Raw genomic sequence first — 17532 nt, 5'->3', positions numbered from 1 at the left:
CGGCCGCACGCTCAGATCAGGCCAGGCTCTCGACGGTGGTCCGAACCTTGGCGATGATCTCGGCGGGGATCGGCGCGTAGTCGATCCCGCTCAGGATTCCCTGACCCTCTTCGCTGGTGATGTAGCGGAGGAAGGCCTTCGTGGCGGGCAGGGTGTCCGCCTTGTTGCCCTTGTCGCAGGCGATCTCGTACGTCACCAGGGTGATCGGGTACGCACCCTCGGCCTTGGTCTTGTAGTCCAGCTTCAGCGACAGGTCGCTGCCGGTGCCGACCACCTGGGCGGCCGCGATGGCCTTGGTGGCGGAGTCCGAGGAGGGCTTGACCGGGGCGCTGGCGCCGGTCTCGATGCCCACGGTCGACAGGTCCTTGGCGTACGACAGCTCCATGTAGCCGATCGCGCCCTCGGTCTGCTTGACCTGCGCCGCGATGCCGCTGGAACCGGAGGCCGCCTGGCCGCCCTTCGCCTGCCAGGCCTTGCCGCCCTCGTACTTCCAGTTCTCGGGGGTGGTGGCGATCAGGTACTTGGTGAGGTTGTCCGTGGTGCCGGAGTCCTCGGAGCGGTGGAAGGCCTGGATCTTGGTGCTGGGCAGCTTCGCGTCCGGGTTCAGCGCCTTGATCGCGGCGTCGTCCCAGGTCTTGATCTTGCTGTCGAAGATCTTCGCGAGGGTGGGCGCGTCCAGGACGAGGTTGTCGACACCCGGGAGGTTGTAGGCGAGCGCGATGGCTCCGCCGACCGCCGGGAGGTCGATGCCCGTGCCGCCGGTGCAGACCTGCTTGGAGGCGGTGACCTCGTCGGGCTTCAGCGCCGAGTCCGAACCGGCGAAGGCGACCGTGCCCTGCGTGAACGCGGTGACGCCGGCGCCCGAGCCGCCGCCCTTGTAGTTGATCTGCACGCCGGGGCAGGCGGCCGTGAAGGCCTTGACCCAGGCGTCGATCGCGTTCTTCTGCGCGGAGGAGCCGTCGGCCAGCAGCTGGCCCTTGGCGTCGTCACACTTGATGGTGCTGTTGGCCGCGGTGGAGGCGCCGCCGCTGGCGTCCGTGCCGGTGCCGGTGTCGTCGGAGCCGCACGCCGTGAGGGCCAGGGCGCCGGAGACGGCGAGAGCACCGAGGGTGAGGGCACGCCGGTTCATGCGCTGAAGCTTCACTGTCGGGTGTTTCCTTCCAGGAGCCGCCGACCTGAATTCGGCGGCGTGCGAGGTCGCGAAGTATGGGCGATGCCGGGGCACCCAGGAGGGCACACGCAGCACCGGTAAGGCCGAAAGTAGGCAGAACAGGTGAAGCCACCTACGGGCGCGGGTGAACGGCGGGTGAACCCCTGCGGTCGGTGCGGTGAGGTAACGGAATGCTCACGGGGAGAACACGTGTGGGTCCCGACGCGCGGATCGGCCCCGGTCGCCCGGATTCTGTTGTACAAGCCCGGAATACCGCCTTCCCCTTCCTTCCGCAAACGCGGCGGGCGACGGAACCCACGATGCCTGGAACCCGTCTCGTTCGAGGGGAGCCGACACGGGCTCAGACGGAGGAACCCGGGGGGGCCGAGGAACCGTGACACCGAGGAGCACCATGCACCGGCGTACGTTCATGGGAGGCGGCGTGGCCGCCCTGGCCGCGATGACGACAGCGGCGTGCACGGGCGCCAAGGGGGACAGCGCGGAGGGCACGACCGCCTCCACCGGGGGAACGACCTCCCTCAGCGCGACGAGCGCCTCGGCCCCCGCCAACTGGACGGCCCTCGGCCGGGACCTCGACGGCCCGCTCATCCGCCCCGGCGACGCCTCGTGGGCCGCGGCCCGGCAGCTCTACAACACCCGCTTCGACGGACTGAAGCCGGCCGCGGTGGCGTACGTCGCCCACGCCGACGACATCCGTACGGTCCTGTCGTACGCCCGTGCCCATTCCGTCCCCGTGGCCATCCGCAACGGCGGCCACTCCTACGCGGGCTGGTCCTCGGGCAACGGCCGCCTGATCGTGGACGTGTCGAAACTGAACCGCGTCAGGGCGAGCGGCGGCACGGCGGTGGTGGGAGCGGGCTCGAAACTGATCGACGTCTACCGGGCCCTGACCGCGAAGGGCGTCACGATCCCGGCGGGCTCGTGCCCGACGGTGGGGGTGTCGGGCCTGACGCTGGGCGGCGGCCACGGAGTGGTGTCCCGTGCGTACGGCTTGACCTGCGACAGCCTCACCCAGGCCACGCTGATCACGGCGGACGGCCGCGAACTGACGGCGAACGCCACCACGAACAAGGACCTGTTCTGGGCCCTGCGAGGCGCGGGCAACGGCAACTTCGGCGTGGTCACGGAACTCCACTTCCGCACACACCCCGCCCCCCAGGCGGTGGCGGCGTACATGTCCTGGCCGTGGCGGAAGGCGGCGGCGGTGATGAAGGCCTGGCAGGAGTGGGGCCCGACGCAGCCGGACGAGATCTGGTCGTCCCTGCACGTGGCGAACACGGCCGGCGGCACCCCGACCATCTCCATCTCGGCGTTCTCCCTGGGCACGTACACGGAACTGCAGAACGCGGTGGACCGCCTGGCGGACAGAATCGGTTCCCCGGCCACGAGCGTCTCGCTGAAGCGCCGCTCGTACGAGGAGGCGATGGAGGTGTACGCGGGCTGCTCGTCCTTCGCGACGGACGCGCAGTGCCACCTGCCGGGCCGAACCCCGGGCCGCTCCCCGCAGGGCGCACTCGGCAGGGAGACATACGCGGCCCGCTCGGACTTCTTCGACCGCTCCCTCTCCACGGCAGGCATCCAGACCCTCCTGACCCGCATCACCTCGGTCCAGGGCGGCTCGGGCAGCATCGCGTTCACGGCGCTCGGGGGCGCGGTGAACCGGGTCTCGCCCACGGCGACGGCATTCGTCCACCGGCGCAGCCGCATGCTGGCCCAGTACATCGTGTCCTGGCGCGCGGGTACGGAGGGCAGGGCGGCCCAGTCCTGGCTGACCTCGGCCCACCACGCCATGGCCCCGTACGCCTCGGGCGCCGCCTACCAGAACTACACGGACCCGACCCTGACGAACTGGCGCAAGGCGTACTACGGCGACGCGGCGACCCGCCTCCAGCGGCTGAAGCATCAGTACGACCCGAACCGGGTCTTCACGTTCCCGCAGGCGCTGTAGCGAGGCCGGCGCATTTCAGCCCGTCCGGCGTTTGAGGACGGGGCCCCTTCAGGGCCGAAGCGGGGGTCTGGGGGCGGCAGCCCCCAGGAACAGGATGGGACGGGTAGGGGCGGCGGGGGCGAACCCCCAGGCGGCTACGCCGCCAAATCCCGCTCTCCGGCCCCAGCCCCGGCCTCGGCCGCCCGAGCCCCCGGAACCACAGCAGCCCCACCACCCACACCCGAGCCCGCCCTCCGAGCCCGAATCAACACCCGGCCCCACCCCGACCCCTCGACAGCCCGGGTCACCGGAGTAAGAAGCGCCATGGCCAGCGGCGACAACAACAACGCGACCGCGGTCCCCAGCGCGAACCCGCCCACCACATCGGTCGGGTAGTGCACCCCCATGTACACCCGGCAGAACCCCTCCACCAGCGCGAGCCCTATCCCCACCAGCCCGAACTTCCGGTTCGCCACGAACAGTCCGACCCCCATCGCCATGGTGATCGTCGCGTGATCGCTCACGAACGAGTAGTCGGTCTTCCCGGAGACAAGAACCTCAAGCCCCTGATGATCGAGAAACGGACGAGGCCGCTCCACGAACCCCCGTATCGGAATGTTCACGAGCACGGCGATGCCCGCGGCCAGCGGCGCCCAGATCAACGCGGCCACGGACACTGCCGCGTCGTCCCCGCCCCGCCGCCGCACACTCCACCAGCAGCACACCACGACAAGAACCATGGCGACCAACAGCCCGTACTCGCCCACGACCTCGACCACCCGGTCGAACCACCGGGGCGCGTCCTTGGCGAGACCATTGATGTCGTAGAGAAGGTCGACGTCGGGGTTCGACCCGGTTTCGGCGAGTCCAGCCATGGTGCTGCGGCCCCTTCGTCGTCATTTTCGAGCGCACTCATTCCATGCGCCGCTCCTGCTCACCCCGTGACGCAGGGACCCACCGCTTGACACGTGCCACACGTGACAAACGGAACACATCCGACACCCGATCCGGGCGTCGGCGAATCCGCTACTAGAACAGGAACGCACGGACTCCGTTTATACGTTCCACTCTCCACCGAATGATCACGCAGACGTTATCGAAGAGAGATGCATAGCCCCAGCTCAGGGGATGGTTTCACGCTGTGCTCACACCGCTGTGGGCAACGCTTTCGCGCCATCTTCGGTGACCCGCGTCGCCCCGAAGTAATCGGGGGTGTCGATCGGATCGAACCGAATGACCGCACCGGTCCGGGGCGCGTCAATCATGTAACCGCCGCCCACATAAATCCCGACATGCCGGATGGCCCGGGAGTTGGTGAGATCGTCGGAGAAGAAGACAAGGTCACCCGGCAGCAGTTCATCCCGCGAGGGATGCGCGCCGGCGTTGTACTGGTCGTTCGCAACGCGCGGCAGCTGGATGCCCACACTGTCGTACGCGGCCTGGGTGAGCCCGGAGCAGTCGAAGCGTCCGCCCTGCTCAGCGGTACCGGTGCCGCCCCAGAGGTAGGGCGTGCCGAGCTTCTCCTGGGCGTAGTTGATCGCCCCGGCAGCCTGCTCGGAGGGGTCGACACGTCCCACAGGAGCCGCAAAGCTCGTCTGCAGCGTGGTGATGGTCTTCACATAGTTCTGGGTCTCCGCATACGGCGGTACACCCCCGTATTTGATGACGGCGTACGCCCCCGCGTTGTAAGCGGCGAGCATGTTGTGCGTCGGGTCTCCGGGGGCGTCCTTCACGTAGGAGGCGAGCTCGCAGTCGTACGACGCGGCCGATGGAATCGCGTCATTCGGGTCCCATACGTCGCGGTCGCCGTCACCGTCGCCGTCGATTCCGTGCGAGGCCCAGGTTCCGGGGATGAATTGCGCTATCCCTTCCGCCTTTGCCGGACTCTTCGCATTCGGATTGAATCCGCTCTCCTGGTACAGCTGTGCGGCGAGCAGGGCGGGATTGATGGCGGGGCACAGATTGCCCCACTTCTGCACGAGCGCCGAATACGCGGCCGGCACGGCCCCCTTGGCCAGCGCGACGCTCCCGCTCCCGACCCCACCGGCAACGTTTCCGGCGACGAGATAGACGCCCACGACGAGCAGCATCACGAAGCTGAGGGTGCCCCCGACGGCCACGCTCGCCACGATCCATGCCTTACGCACCGTCAACCGCCCCTCACCGCCCGGGAGTACGCCCACGTCAGTGTAGAGGGGCTACCCACACCCGTCAGCGATCATGACGAAACGCGCCGCCGGGGTCACGGGGAGCCGGCGGATCCAGAGGCACGAGTGCCACCGGTGCCACCGGTGGCCGCCCGGTACAACGAAGCAGCCGCACTCCCGAGCACAGCGCTGTAGGACACGTCATCGGTCGAGCCCCCCTGCTCGAACCCGCCGAGCACGCCCACCACCTCCCCTTCCTCGTCCACCCAGGGACTCCCACTCGTCCCGTCGGTGAAGCCGGGACAGTCGATGCGCTGCTGCGTACGGCTCTGCGCGGTGGGCCGGTTGGTACAGCTGAGGGGCGTCTCCCGCACGTTGGGATACCCGGTGACGACGACGGAGCTGGCCCCGGTGGCCCGCCCGGGAACCAAGGGGTTGGCCCCCACGGCATCCTCAAGATCCTGCCCGTCCTTCGAGGCGACGACGGCAAAGGCGAAGTCGCTGTCCTCGTCGGAGCGATCGCTCCAGGCCCCCGGAACGAAGGTCCTGGTCACCCGCCACAGCCCGTAAGGCGCCCGCCCGTTCCGATACCCCGGCGCGAAGACGACATCGGTGTCCCCGTCCCCGCTCAGACAGTGGGCGGCGGTGAGTATCAGATCCCGTCCACCACTGCGCACGACGGAGGCCGTACAGAAGTGCCCGCCCTCCAGGTCGCCGCTGAACAGGGCCCCCACCCGGGCACTGCGCGGCACCGCACGGGCGGCACCGGCCGAACCGGCAACACCGAAGGGCTTGGTCACGGCACTGCCGTGGGCCGCACCGGAAGCAGAGGTGACGGCGAGCAGCGCGACAACGGGAAGCAGAGCGTGCCGCCGGTTGCCACGGGGACGAGTGAGGCGCTTCATCAGGGGCAACTGTGACGCGCGAACGCAAGAAGGGGTACGGCTGCTCGCTGAGAATTCTCCGTGAACCCGTAAAACGCGAACCCGCGAACCCGCGAAGAGGGTCATCCCCCGGATCTGGGAGCCGCCCGCGGAGCCTCGCCGTACACGGGAAAGCCGTCGGTCACGATCTCGACGCCGAACGGCTCGGGCAGCAGCACGGACTCCCCGAACTTGCCCGGCAGCACGTCACGGTAGGCGCCGTTGTCCGGGTCTGTATGCAGAGCCCAAGTGCCCTTCCTGGGATCGATGACAAAGAGAACAGGCACGCGAACGACGGCGTACCAGTCGGCCTTGTCTCTGATGTCCCGGGACTTCTCGGACTGGGAGATGACCTCGACGGCGAGTGCGGCGTCCGCGGCGTCGGCCAGCCAGTCGTCGTCCTCCTCCCATTCGACGGGAAGCACGATCAGGTCCGGCGTCGCGTAGTCGTCCGGATCCTCGGGCAGAGCGATCGAGGACACCTCGTACACATCCAGACCGTCAGGCAGAGCGACCGCCTCAAGCTGCCGACGCACCTGCTTGACCACACCCGCGTGTTTTCCACGCGGAGTAGGTGACATCACGAGCTTTCCTCCCAGGATCTGCACCCGCAGACCCGTCGCGTCCTCGATCCTCTCGGCGATCTCGCGCAGATTCCCCGGCCGGGGTCGCGGGTACATGGAGGCACCGGGCGACACGGACATGGCTCGCTGCCTCCGTTCCTCCACCTCTGTGGCTGCGCGAACTGGGTCGGTGGGAGGTCCGACATCCCGCTCAGCGTCCAATCCACCGTACTGTGCGACTTCTCCCCCCGCCTCGACCTCAGGGTCCGTACGTGCACACGGGGCCCCCTTCCGCCGCTGTTCGACGTGCGTCACACCGCCCCCTGAATCACACTCCGCTCATCTGTCATCACCCTAGGCCACCCCACTGACACTCGGCCCACAGCAGCTTCCCGCCCTTGGACGCCCCCAGTTCCCGCAGCACGGACACACCCAACGCGTCCGCACACGCCCGTACGAGATGAAGCCCCCGGCCGCGTTCACCGTCCACCGACGGTACGGAGACGGGGTCGCCCTCGGCCCGGAACCCCGGCGGCACCCTCGGATCGGTGTCCCAGACGGCGAGCCGAAGCCGGCCGGACTCGCCGAGTTGAACGATGCGCAGGGCGTACGGCCCGTTGGTGTGCTGGTGGGCGTTGGTGAGCAGCTCGGACGCGACGAGCTCGGCGGCGGGAATGGCTTCGCCGAGCCCCCGCGCTGCCAGAACGGTCCGCACGGTCGCGCGGCCGATACCCGGCGAGCGTGGATCGCGCGGGAGTTGAAGGGTGTAGTTGCAGGGCGGCGATACGGTGGCCATCGGAAATCTCCGATCACTGAGGGGAGTTGGACGGTTGCCCAGTGACTTCGTCGCTCCGTCGAGCGGTGTGCTTCTGGGTGGGGGCGCCTGAAACCAAGGTAGCGAACTGCGGATATATTCTTCACCCAAAGCCGGGGATACTAAAGGCAATCACCCTTGTGGGTGACAGCAGCACTCAGGAGAGACGGGAATGCCCGTGAGGAACAGCCCGACGGGACGTCAACTCCGGCTTGGCGCCGAGCTGCGCAAACTGCGCGAGCGCGCAGGCCTGACGTCAACGCAGGCCGCCCAGTTGCTCGGTATGAAGCAGGCGCAGGTCAGCAACATGGAGACCGCACGGCTGGGCGTGAGCGCCGAGCGCGTACGCACCCTGGCAGACCACTACACCTGCCCGGACAAGGCCCTCGTCGAGGCGATCGCGGCAATGACCGGCGATCGGAAACGCGGCTGGTGGGAGGAGCACCGCGAGACGCTCTCCCCCTCGCTCCTGGACCTCGCCGAACTCGAACACCACGCCCGGTCGTTGCGAGACTCCACCACCGCACGCATCCCCGGCCTTCTCCAGACGCGCGAGTACGCGCTGGAGATCTTCCGCCAGGCGGTCACGGAACTCCCACCGCCCGACATCGAGAACCGTCTGTCGTTCCGCATCAAGCGCCAGGCGATCCTCTTCCGCGAAGACGAACCCACGCCGTACGAGGCGGTCATCCACGAGGCCGCCCTACGCATGAAGGTCGGCGGCTCCGCGATTGCCCGGCAGCAGCTGCGACACCTGCTCGACATGAGCGACCGAGGCCACATCACCCTGCGCGCCATCACCTTCGACGTCGGCGCCTACCCGGGGTCCGGCCAGTCGATCCACTACGCACACGGCCCGGTGCCGGAGCTGGACACCGTCTATCTCGACCAGGCTCACGGCCTCGCCTTCCTGGACGCCGAGGCGGAGTTGCGCAAGTACCGCACGCTGTTCGACCGTATCGAGGCCATCGCGCTCGACCCGGAGAAGACCCGGAACCTCATCCACACCGTGATGCGAGACCTGTGAAGGGACGGACCCCCATGACCCCGCACTGGCAGAAGTCGTCGTACTGCTCCGAGGGCGCCTCCTGCATACACATCGCCACCACCCCCACCACCCCCCGAACAATCCACCTCACCGAATCCGGCGACCCCACAGGAGCGATACTCACCACCACCCCAGCCGCCTTCCACGCGCTCCTCGCCACCCTCAAGACCGACACGCCCCCGCCGAAGGCAACCGCCCCCGCGATCGAAGTCACCCTCGGCCAAACGCCCGACACCCACGTCCGCCTCCGCTCGGCCACCGCCCCCGACACGGTCGTCACCACGGACCGCGGCAAATGGCACGCCTTCGTCCTGGGCGTACGAGCAGGCGAGTTCGACCACTTCGCCTGAGCCGGCCCCCTAGGACTCCTCGGGCTCGCCCAACTCCCCCCACACCCGCGCCCAGGTACGGCTGTCCAGGCTGTCGAGCGGCCCAAGACGCGAAAACTCGCTGCCATCGCGCCCGAAGGCGACGATGACGGGACGCCACCCACGCCTGATCCGGGGCCCCTTCCAGACAGCGACAACTCGGCGCTGCCCGGACGCCACGTCGAACCGGCGGTCGCCAATGAGGATGTGGTCGACATCCGGCCCCAGATACACCTGGACGCACGCGATCCACAGGGCCGATTCGACGGAGCGCGACGGATCGCGACGCCGGCTGAGGCTGAGCGAGCCCGAACCGCCGCGAACCTCGATCACGTCGACATCGGTGTCGGTGTCGGTGTCAGCCGGATCGTCCACGGAAGAACCGGCACCCCCAAGGGACCGCCACTGCCCGTCGTACCACTCCAGGAATTCGACGTACTCCCGCGCCCCCGCAGCCCCTGGACGCCACACCATCCACACCGCCCCGACCCCGGCGCCCGTGTCCACATCGGCCGACACCACCGTCAGCGCACGCCGCGGAACCCACCACGGCTGCGGCGCGCCACCCGCCGACACCCGCCGCACCACCCCCGGTAACAGCCGCCCCACAAGCCCCGCCTGAACCCCCGCCAAACCCCAAACCATCCCACACCACCCCACACCAGCTCACACGCTTCTACGCGCGTCCGCGTACACAACTGTGCGCAGGCTGTGGACGACCCGTGTTCAAGGTCAAGCCACCCCCTCCCCCCACCCATCACCCCGTCAGTGATCGGTAACCCAGCAACCCCCTTCAGTCACGCGGAAGTCAGGATTCCGCAACCCGTCTTGTTGTCACGTACTCAACAAGCGATGGTCGTCGCGGGCCGCCAACCCGCCGCCGGGGACACCGCACCGGCGACAAACCCCCCACCCGCACTGCCCCTGCCAACCCCCTAACAGGAGGCTGTACGTTGCGTACGTCACCCCCCAGCAGCCAGTCCACGCACGGCAGATGGCGCCGCATAGGCACCGCCGCCGTAGCCACGGCAGCGCTCGCCCTCGCCGGACTCGGCACCGCGGCCCAGGCCGGCGCCGCCGCGGCACCCCAGAAGGTCACCGCCAAGACCATCGCCGCCCAGGTCGCCAAGGCCCATGTGAGCTACACCAGCCAGTGTGACGCGACACCGGCGAAGGGCTTCGCGTCCTGCAACGCCCTGCGCGTCACCGGCGGCACCACCGCCTTCCAGGAGGCACAGGCGGCGAAGAAGGGCACCGCACCCGCGACCATCAAGCCGAACGCCACCTCGGCCACCCCCACCGGTTACGGCCCCAGCGACCTCCAGGACGCCTACGGACTGACCGACGCCGCCGACTCCAACGGCTCGGGCGAGACCATCGCGATCGTCGACGCCTACGACGACCCGAACGCGGCCTCCGACCTGGCGGCCTACCGCTCGTACTACGGTCTCTCCGCCTGCACCGTCGCCAACGGCTGCTTCAAGAAGGTCAGCCAGACCGGCTCGACGACCTCCCTCCCCACCGCCGACAGCGGCTGGGCAGGTGAGATCTCCCTCGACCTCGACATGGCCAGCGCGATCTGCCCGAACTGCAACATCCTGCTGGTCGAGGCCAAGTCGTCCTCGATGGCCAACCTCGGCACCGCCGTCAACCGCGCGGTCACCCTGGGCGCCAAGTACGTCTCCAACAGCTACGGCGGCTCGGAGTCCTCCTCCGACACCAGCTACGACAGCTCGTACTTCAACCACCCCGGCGTCGCCATCACGGTCAGCGCGGGCGACGAGGGCTACGGCGCCGAGTACCCGGCCGCCTCCAAGTACGTCACCTCCGTCGGCGGCACCAAGCTCTCCACCTCCTCCACCACCCGCGGCTGGACCGAGAGCGTCTGGAAGACCAGCAGCACCGAGGGCACCGGCTCCGGCTGCTCCTCGTACGACGCGAAGCCGACCTGGCAGACCGACGCGACCTGCACCAAGCGCATGATCTCCGACGTCTCCGCCGTGGCCGACCCCGCGACCGGCGTCTCGGTCTACGACACCTACGGCGACGGCACCGGCTGGGTCACCTACGGCGGCACCAGCGCCTCCGCCCCGATCATCGCGGGCGTCTACGCCCTCGCCGGCACCCCCGGCAGCAGCGACTACCCGGCCTCGTACCCCTACGCGGCGGCCGGCACCTCGGCCCTCAACGACGTGACCTCGGGCAACAACGGCACCTGCACCACCAGCTACTACTGCACCGCCAGGTCCGGCTACGACGGCCCGACCGGCTGGGGCACCCCGCAGGGCCTGGACGCCTTCACCGGCTGAACCGGCAGCGCACCGCACCGGCCGACCGGAACCACCAACCAAATCCAGCCAATGCGTAACTCATCAACGTAACTCATCACACAAACGCCACCGGGGATCGTGGGGATCACCGGCGGGCACTGGGGAACGGGCCGCGGCTACCAGCCGCGGCCCGTCGCCATGTCCGAGGTCCGCGATAGCCTGCACATGGATACGGACCGTCAGAAGCAGTCCGTGACCGCACCGATGGCCACAGCTGGCCGTAGGTGACTAACGACGGGACCACACCACAGGTTCCGCCCACACCTCATTGCCCGGCGTAACCAGCCGTGATACACAGAGTGACCATACGATCCGTTCAACCCCTCGCACACCGTCCCGCGCTCCCCCATAGGGTGCCGCGAGAGGCGATGGCAAGGTATTCGTACGAAACCCGCCAATGAATGACGTCAAGTCGACATCGGACAGCGTCATTGTCGGCGAGAATAGGACTGACCTCTGCACTGCGGCAGGGGACGCGCGGAACTACCCGACAGGGGCGGTGACTTACATGTGGCTTGCGGCCGAAAAGGGCGACATCAACACCATCATCGGCGGGATCGCTCCGGACTGGGGCCCCTTCGGCAGCCTGGGCACCGAAGCGAAGACCATGGTTCAGGTCGTGATGGCCGTGGCCATCCTGATGTGCCTGGGCATCGCCATCTGGGGTGCGGCCAAACAGCGCATCGGCGCCACGGCGCTGCGTGACACCTTCAGCGCGGAACAGGGCAAGGGCCTCATCATCGCGGGCCTGACAGGCGTGTTCATCATCGGCTCGCTCGGCACCCTCTTCACCATCGTCTACGGCATGGCCGTGTAGCCGGCGCCACCCGCGCGTGGCACATCGTCAGTCGGACCGCCGGGCACGCCCGGTTCTTCCTCCCCACACCCACCCACCCGTCGTGCCCACCGACTGAGGTTGCGTCTCCCTGATGTCGAGTCACCACACCGCGCCCGCGCGGGAACCAGCACGGCTACCGTCGTACTGTCACGCGTACCCGTACGCGTGGATTCGACACGAGTTCGAAACGAGTTCGAGGGGACGGGCGCGCAATGAGTCTCGGTGACAGCCAGCACGACGGCGACTCCACCGGCCCCGACGACGGGTACGGCGGCACCGGCCAGACCCGAACCCGCTACCACGACCAGGGCAACGGCGGTGTCTACGGCGGCGCCCGGCGCACCAAGTCGTCCCGAGGCACGGTGACAGCGGTCGGCGTGGTCGTCCTCCTGATCGCGGCGATCGCCTTCGCGAACCGCGGAGGAGACGATTCCTCTACGTCGTCGTCCTCCACAGCGGGCAGCGGCTCCGGCAGCAACAGCGTCGGCCAACCCGACACGGCGGCAACCGAGGCCTCCGGCGAGCAGCCGGTCACCAAGAAGGCGGCCGGCATCCCGTCCGGGTTCGCACACAACCGACAGGGCGCCCAGTCCGCGGCGGCCAACTACGCGGTCTCGCTGGGCTCGACCGGCATGTTCAGGAAGGACAGCCGGGACAAGCTCCTCGACACCCTCTTCACCTCCGAGGCAGCCGCCAGCCTCAAGGCCCCCCTCGACAAGGCCTACTCGGCCGGCTTCCTCACCAGACTCGGCCTCGACGCGAACGGCAACGCCCCCGCAGGCAGCACGTTCGTCTCCCGCGTGACCCCCGTCGGCACAAAAACCGTCGCCTACGGCGGCGCCACCGCCACGGTCGACGTCTGGTATGTCGGCCTGACCGGCATCGCCGGCGAGACCTCCACCAGCCCGGTCACCTCGTCCTGGAAGACCTGGACCTACGACATGCGCTGGTCGGGCGACGACTGGAAGATCGTCTCCTACTCGGAGAAGGACGGCCCCAACCCGGTCCCCGGCGACGACCGAGCCGCCGCCTCCGACGAGATCAGCAAGGCCATCGACGAGTACGGAGGGTTCACCTATGCCCGGTAACACGCCAGGTAGGCCCTACCTCGTGCTCAAGATCGCCGGAGCGCTGACAGCCGTACAGACGACGGCCGTACTCCTGGCATCCCAGGCGTACGCGGCACCGACACCGTCCCCCACGCCCTCCCCGTCGACGACCGGCAACTCCGACTGCGCCCTGCTCTTCGGCGAGGCCAAGAAGATCTGCGAGGGCGAACAGGGCGGCGCCGGATCGGGCTCCGTCACCAGCCCCACCTCCACCCTCGACCCCCTGTCCTCCCTCGCCAAGGGCTGCGCCGACGCCGCCTCCTGGACGGTCGACAAGCTCAGCGAGGCAGTGAAGGCGACCGCGACCGTCGACTTCACCAACGCGAAGTTCCTCCAGCAGTACGCGGTCGTGTTCGCCGCGTCCACCGTCCTGACCCTGGTGCTGTGGCTGCTCGCGGTCGCCAAGCGGGCCGTACGAGGCGTCCCCCTCACCACGGCCATCTCCGAGGCGATCGGCTTCCTCTGGCTGACCGTCCTGGCCTCCGCCTTCACGCCCCTCGTCCTCTACACCGTCGTCTCGGCGACCGACGGCGTCACCGAGGTCCTCGCGAGCGCCACCGGCGACCAGACCGACACGTTCTTCGGCACCTTCTCCGGAGCACTGGCCAAGGGCCAGGACATCGGCGGCGGCCCGATCATGCTGATCGTGGTGTCCATGGTGTCGATCCTCGCCGCCGGCATCCTCTGGCTGGAACTCGTCATCCGGGCCGCCCTGCTGTACGTCGGCGCGCTGCTCGGCACGGTCGTGTACGCGGGACTGGTCGACAAGAACCTCTGGGGGCACGTCCGCCGCTGGGCCGGCATCATGATCGCGGTCATCCTGGTCAAACCGGTGATCGCCATCGTGCTGGGCCTGGCGGGCGCACTCTCCACGAACGACGGCCCGGACGCCTTCTCGGCGGTCGTCTCCGGCCTCTCCATCATCCTCCTCGCCATCTTCGCGAGCGCGATGATCTACCGCTTCGTCCCCGGCTTCGGCGACGAGATCGCGGGCTCCCGCAACAACCGCATCATGCAGGGCGCCGAAGGCAAGGCCGCCGCCGTCATCAGCTCCCCGGCGACCCTCGTCGCCCAGGGCATCAAGACCCACAGCAGCCGGACGGACAACAACGGAGGCGGTGGAGGCGGCGGCCAGTCGTCCACCCCGCGCCCGGCCAACCCCGTGTCCGGCGGCGTGGCCGCGCACAGCTCGCGGCCCTCGGGCGGCGGCGGATCTGTCCCCTCCGCCGCACCCCCGCCGCGCAGCAGCCCGCACGCCGGCAACAGCAACCGATCCAACCGCCCTGGAGGTGACGGGCGTTGACGACCGAGTCCCACGTGGTCTCGCCCCGCCGTACGTATCTCATCGGCCGCGCCCGCCCGAACGCGATCGTCGGCCGCAACCGCGAGTCCGGCGAGATCGCGCTCATCATCGCGGGCGCCTTCCTCGGCATGGTGTGCGGCCTGGTCGTACCCGTTCTGGCCCTGCGCATCGTGCTGCTGACCGGCTTCCCGATGCTGGCACTCGCGGTGGTGTACGTCCCGTACAAGCGCCGCACGTTCTACAAGTGGTTCGAGATCAACCGCAGTTACAAGAGAGCGCTCCGCCAGGGCACGGCCTACCGCAGCTCCGTCATGGAGGCCGGCACCCAGATCGACGGCCGCGAGGTCGAGATCGGCCCGCCCCCCGGCATCGGCCGCATCAACTGGCTCGCGGCCCCGTTCGGCCCGGACGAGATCGCCGTACTCCTGCACGCGGACCGCCGTACGGTGACCGCGGCCATCGAGATCGAGGGCCCCGGCGTCGGCCTGCGCGACAGCGAGGACCAGGAGGCCCTCGTCGACCGCTTCGGCACGCTGCTCAAGCACGTGGCGAACGGCGACGGCTTCGTCACCCGCCTCCAGATGCTCGCCCGCACCCTCCCCGCCGACCCGGACGCGCACGCCAAGGACGTGGCCGTACGCGGCGACGAGAAGTCACCGCCGTGGCTGCAGCACTCGTACGACCAGCTCCAGTCCATGGTGTCGACGAGCAGCGAGCAGCACCGCGCCTACCTCGTCGCCTGTATGCACTTCAACCGCGAACTCGCCGCCGAGGCCCACACGATGGCCCGCGCGGCGCGTCCCCACGGCGGCCGCAAGGTCGACCGGGACGCGGGCCTCGCGGTGGTCATGGCCCGCGAACTGACGGACATCTGCTCCCGGCTCCAGGAGGCGGACATCCGCGTCCGACAGCCCCTCGGCCAGGGCAGGCTGGCCTCCCTCATCCACTCCATGTACGACCCGGACCACCCGATCGACCACCTCCAGGCGATGACGAAGCGCAACGCCTGGCCGGCCGAACTGGACGCCATGGAGCCCACGTACCTCCAGGCGAAGACCCGCGAGTCGTCGACGCGCGCCCCCTGGTGCCACTCCACCGCGTGGGTGAAGGAATGGCCGATGACCCCGGTCGGCGTCAACTTCCTGGCCCCGCTCCTCGTCCACACCCCGGACGTCATCCGCACGGTGGCCGTCACGATGGACCTCGAACCCACCGAGGTGGCCATCGAACGCATGCTGACGGAAAAGACGAACGACGACGCCGAGGCAAGCCGCGCCGCCAAGATGAACCGCACGGTCGACCCCCGCGACGTGGCCTCCCACAACCGCATCGACCAGCGCGGCGAGGACCTCGCGAGCGGCGCGGCCGGCGTGAACCTGGTCGGCTACATCACCGTCTCCTCCCGCTCCCCCGAGGCCCTGGCGCGCGACAAGCGCACGATCAGGGCGTCGGCGGGCAAGTCGTACCTGAAGCTGGAGTGGTGCGACAGAGAGCACCACCGAGCGTTCGTCAACACCCTCCCGTTCGCCACCGGAATCCGAAGGTAGGGCTGATGCGCTGATGCGGGATCCGCTGACCGCCCTCACCGACACCTTCACGTCCTTCCTCTTCGGCAAGATCGAGTCGACCCGCCTGCCCGTCCGCACCTCCACGGGCCAGGCCCAGGCCGTCTACCTCCCCACGGCCGCCCCCGGCCTCGGCGACTCCGGCGTCATCATCGGCCGCGAGGTCTACTCCGGGAAGGGCTACATCTACGACCCCTTCCAGCTGTACGGCCAGCAACTCCCCGCCCCGCACTGGCTGGTGCTCGGCGAGTCGGGCAACGGCAAATCAGCCCTGGAGAAGACCTACGTCCTACGCCAACTCCGCTTCCGGGACCGCCAGGTGGTCGTCCTGGACGCACAGGGCGAGGACGGCGTCGGCGAATGGAACCTCATCGCGGAGGAGTTGGGGATAACCCCCATCCGCCTGGACCCGATGGCCGCCCTGGACATGGGGATCCGCCTCAACCCCCTCGACCCCGCCATCACGACAACGGGCCAGCTCGCCCTGCTCCGCACGATCATCGAAGTGGCGATGGGCCACGGCCTGGACGAACGCTCCGGCTTCGCCCTCAAGGTCGCGCACGCCTACGTCAACGAGACGATCGTCGAACGGCAGCCGGTACTGACGGACATCGTCGAGCAGCTCCGCCACCCCGAACCGGAGTCGGCGGAAGCGATGAACGTCGCCATAGACGATGTACGGGCCTGGGGCCTCGACGTGGCCCTGGTCCTGGACCGCCTGGTCGACGGCGACCTGCGAGGCATGTTCGACGGCCCGACGACGATCGGCATCGACCTCGACGCCCCCCTGATCGTCTTCGACCTGTCCCACATCGACCGCAACTCCATCGCCATGCCGATCCTCATGGCGATCATCGGCGTGTGGCTGGAGCACACCTGGATCCGCCCCGACCGGAAGAAGCGCATCTTCCTGGTCGAGGAGGCCTGGCACATCATCAGCAGCCCGTTCGTGGCCCAACTCTTCCAGCGCCTGCTGAAGTTCGGCCGCCGCCTCGGCCTGTCCTTCGTAGCGGTCGTCCACCACTTGAGCGACGTGGTGGACGGAGCGGCGGCGAAGGAGGCCTCGGCGATCCTCAAAATGGCGTCGACGAGGACGATCTACGCCCAGAAGGCCGACGAGGCAAGGGCGACGGGTCGCGTCATCGGCCTACCCCGCTGGGCGGTGGAAATCATCCCGACCCTGACACCGGGCATCGCCGTCTGGGACGTCAACGGCAACGTCCAGGTCGTCAAACACCTGGTCACGGAGACGGAACGCGCCCTCGTCTTCACGGACCGGGCGATGACGGAGTCGTCCCGCGACCTGGACCTGACCGACGACGCCCTGAGAGCCGCGGAACTGGAGGCCGAGGAACGCGCGGCGGCCTTCGTCGAGCAGCACCTCAACGACCTCGACGACTCCTCCGAGTCCACGGTCGCGTGACGC

General features: G+C 68.8%; 16 protein-coding genes. 9 read left to right on the top strand and 7 right to left on the bottom strand.

Going from position 1 to position 17532, the window contains the following annotated elements:
• Positions 1-16: 16 nt before the first annotated feature.
• On the bottom strand, positions 17-1144 hold the full coding sequence (pstS, locus tag OHN74_RS23240) for a phosphate ABC transporter substrate-binding protein PstS (protein ID WP_327696475.1): 1128 nt from the start codon (positions 1142-1144) through the stop codon (positions 17-19).
• Positions 1145-1562: 418 nt separating this feature from the next.
• Here pstS and OHN74_RS23235 point away from each other — a divergent pair, with 418 nt between their 5' ends.
• Positions 1563-3119 (top strand): FAD-binding oxidoreductase, encoded by a 1557-nt coding sequence (locus tag OHN74_RS23235; RefSeq protein ID WP_327696474.1) that lies wholly within the window; start codon positions 1563-1565, stop codon positions 3117-3119.
• Positions 3120-3253: 134 nt separating this feature from the next.
• Here the strand turns inward: OHN74_RS23235 and OHN74_RS23230 are convergent, their stop codons facing one another.
• From OHN74_RS23230 to OHN74_RS23210, 5 genes are all read right to left on the bottom strand, one after another.
• A complete protein-coding gene (locus tag OHN74_RS23230) occupies positions 3254-3973 on the bottom strand; it encodes a phosphatase PAP2 family protein (RefSeq protein ID WP_327696473.1) in 720 nt (239 codons plus the stop codon).
• A 270-nt stretch (positions 3974-4243) separates the two neighbouring features.
• Entirely contained in the window at positions 4244-5251 is a 1008-nt protein-coding gene (locus tag OHN74_RS23225) for a C40 family peptidase (RefSeq protein ID WP_327700240.1), read from the bottom strand.
• 89 nt (positions 5252-5340) lie between these two features.
• A complete protein-coding gene (locus tag OHN74_RS23220; protein ID WP_327696472.1) occupies positions 5341-6150 on the bottom strand; it encodes a serine protease in 810 nt (269 codons plus the stop codon).
• Positions 6151-6251: 101 nt separating this feature from the next.
• Positions 6252-7046 (bottom strand): Uma2 family endonuclease, encoded by a 795-nt coding sequence (locus OHN74_RS23215; RefSeq protein ID WP_327696470.1) that lies wholly within the window; start codon positions 7044-7046, stop codon positions 6252-6254.
• Positions 7047-7080: 34 nt separating this feature from the next.
• The gene (locus tag OHN74_RS23210; protein WP_327696468.1) at positions 7081-7527 is read right to left on the bottom strand and encodes an ATP-binding protein; all 447 of its coding nucleotides are present in this window, start codon (positions 7525-7527) and stop codon (positions 7081-7083) included.
• A gap of 190 nt (positions 7528-7717) precedes the next feature.
• Between OHN74_RS23210 and OHN74_RS23205 the strand changes: the two genes are divergently transcribed.
• Both OHN74_RS23205 and OHN74_RS23200 read left to right on the top strand, forming a co-directional pair.
• The gene (locus OHN74_RS23205) at positions 7718-8572 is read left to right on the top strand and encodes a helix-turn-helix domain-containing protein (protein WP_327696467.1); all 855 of its coding nucleotides are present in this window, start codon (positions 7718-7720) and stop codon (positions 8570-8572) included.
• A 14-nt stretch (positions 8573-8586) separates the two neighbouring features.
• Positions 8587-8943, top strand: coding sequence for a DUF397 domain-containing protein (locus OHN74_RS23200; protein WP_327696466.1), 357 nt, complete (start codon positions 8587-8589; stop codon positions 8941-8943).
• A gap of 9 nt (positions 8944-8952) precedes the next feature.
• On the opposite strand, the gene OHN74_RS23195 is transcribed toward OHN74_RS23200, so the two are convergent.
• Positions 8953-9336: a hypothetical protein gene (locus OHN74_RS23195; protein ID WP_327696465.1), complete on the bottom strand. Its 384-nt coding sequence runs from the start codon at positions 9334-9336 to the stop codon at positions 8953-8955.
• A gap of 578 nt (positions 9337-9914) precedes the next feature.
• Here OHN74_RS23195 and OHN74_RS23190 point away from each other — a divergent pair.
• The 6 genes from OHN74_RS23190 (at position 9915) to OHN74_RS23165 (ending at position 17529) form a co-directional block, all read left to right on the top strand.
• A complete protein-coding gene (locus OHN74_RS23190; RefSeq protein WP_327696464.1) occupies positions 9915-11270 on the top strand; it encodes a S53 family peptidase in 1356 nt (451 codons plus the stop codon).
• Between the two features lie 529 nt (positions 11271-11799).
• The gene (locus OHN74_RS23185; protein WP_053742551.1) at positions 11800-12108 is read left to right on the top strand and encodes a hypothetical protein; all 309 of its coding nucleotides are present in this window, start codon (positions 11800-11802) and stop codon (positions 12106-12108) included.
• 233 nt (positions 12109-12341) lie between these two features.
• Positions 12342-13217: a hypothetical protein gene (locus OHN74_RS23180; protein ID WP_327696463.1), complete on the top strand. Its 876-nt coding sequence runs from the start codon at positions 12342-12344 to the stop codon at positions 13215-13217.
• Positions 13207-14541 carry a hypothetical protein gene (locus OHN74_RS23175; protein ID WP_327696462.1) on the top strand — a complete coding sequence of 445 codons (1335 nt, stop codon included), beginning with the start codon at positions 13207-13209 and terminating at the stop codon, positions 14539-14541. Before OHN74_RS23180 ends, OHN74_RS23175 begins: the two co-directional genes overlap by 11 nt.
• Positions 14538-16088, top strand: a complete 1551-nt coding sequence (locus OHN74_RS23170) for an SCO6880 family protein (RefSeq protein WP_327696461.1) — start codon at positions 14538-14540, stop codon at positions 16086-16088. Before OHN74_RS23175 ends, OHN74_RS23170 begins: the two co-directional genes overlap by 4 nt.
• Before the next feature lie 13 nt (positions 16089-16101).
• On the top strand, positions 16102-17529 hold the full coding sequence (locus tag OHN74_RS23165; RefSeq protein ID WP_327696460.1) for an ATP-binding protein: 1428 nt from the start codon (positions 16102-16104) through the stop codon (positions 17527-17529).
• Positions 17530-17532: the final 3 nt, after the last annotated feature.

The sequence above is a fragment of the Streptomyces sp. NBC_00459 genome, assembly GCF_036013955.1.
GTDB lineage: Bacteria > Actinomycetota > Actinomycetes > Streptomycetales > Streptomycetaceae > Streptomyces.
This window is presented reverse-complemented; position numbering and strand designations above follow the sequence as displayed.

Coding starts and splice junctions, on each gene's coding strand:
- OHN74_RS23235 (WP_327696474.1), top strand. CDS start 1,563: ATGCACCGGCGTACGTTCATGGGAGGCGGCGTGGCCGCCCTGGCCGCG.
- OHN74_RS23220 (WP_327696472.1), bottom strand. CDS start 6,150: ATGAAGCGCCTCACTCGTCCCCGTGGCAACCGGCGGCACGCTCTGCTT.
- OHN74_RS23165 (WP_327696460.1), top strand. CDS start 16,102: ATGCGGGATCCGCTGACCGCCCTCACCGACACCTTCACGTCCTTCCTC.
- OHN74_RS23200 (WP_327696466.1), top strand. CDS start 8,587: ATGACCCCGCACTGGCAGAAGTCGTCGTACTGCTCCGAGGGCGCCTCC.
- OHN74_RS23180 (WP_327696463.1), top strand. CDS start 12,342: ATGAGTCTCGGTGACAGCCAGCACGACGGCGACTCCACCGGCCCCGAC.
- OHN74_RS23230 (WP_327696473.1), bottom strand. CDS start 3,973: ATGGCTGGACTCGCCGAAACCGGGTCGAACCCCGACGTCGACCTTCTC.
- OHN74_RS23185 (WP_053742551.1), top strand. CDS start 11,800: ATGTGGCTTGCGGCCGAAAAGGGCGACATCAACACCATCATCGGCGGG.
- OHN74_RS23175 (WP_327696462.1), top strand. CDS start 13,207: ATGCCCGGTAACACGCCAGGTAGGCCCTACCTCGTGCTCAAGATCGCC.
- OHN74_RS23205 (WP_327696467.1), top strand. CDS start 7,718: ATGCCCGTGAGGAACAGCCCGACGGGACGTCAACTCCGGCTTGGCGCC.
- OHN74_RS23210 (WP_327696468.1), bottom strand. CDS start 7,527: ATGGCCACCGTATCGCCGCCCTGCAACTACACCCTTCAACTCCCGCGC.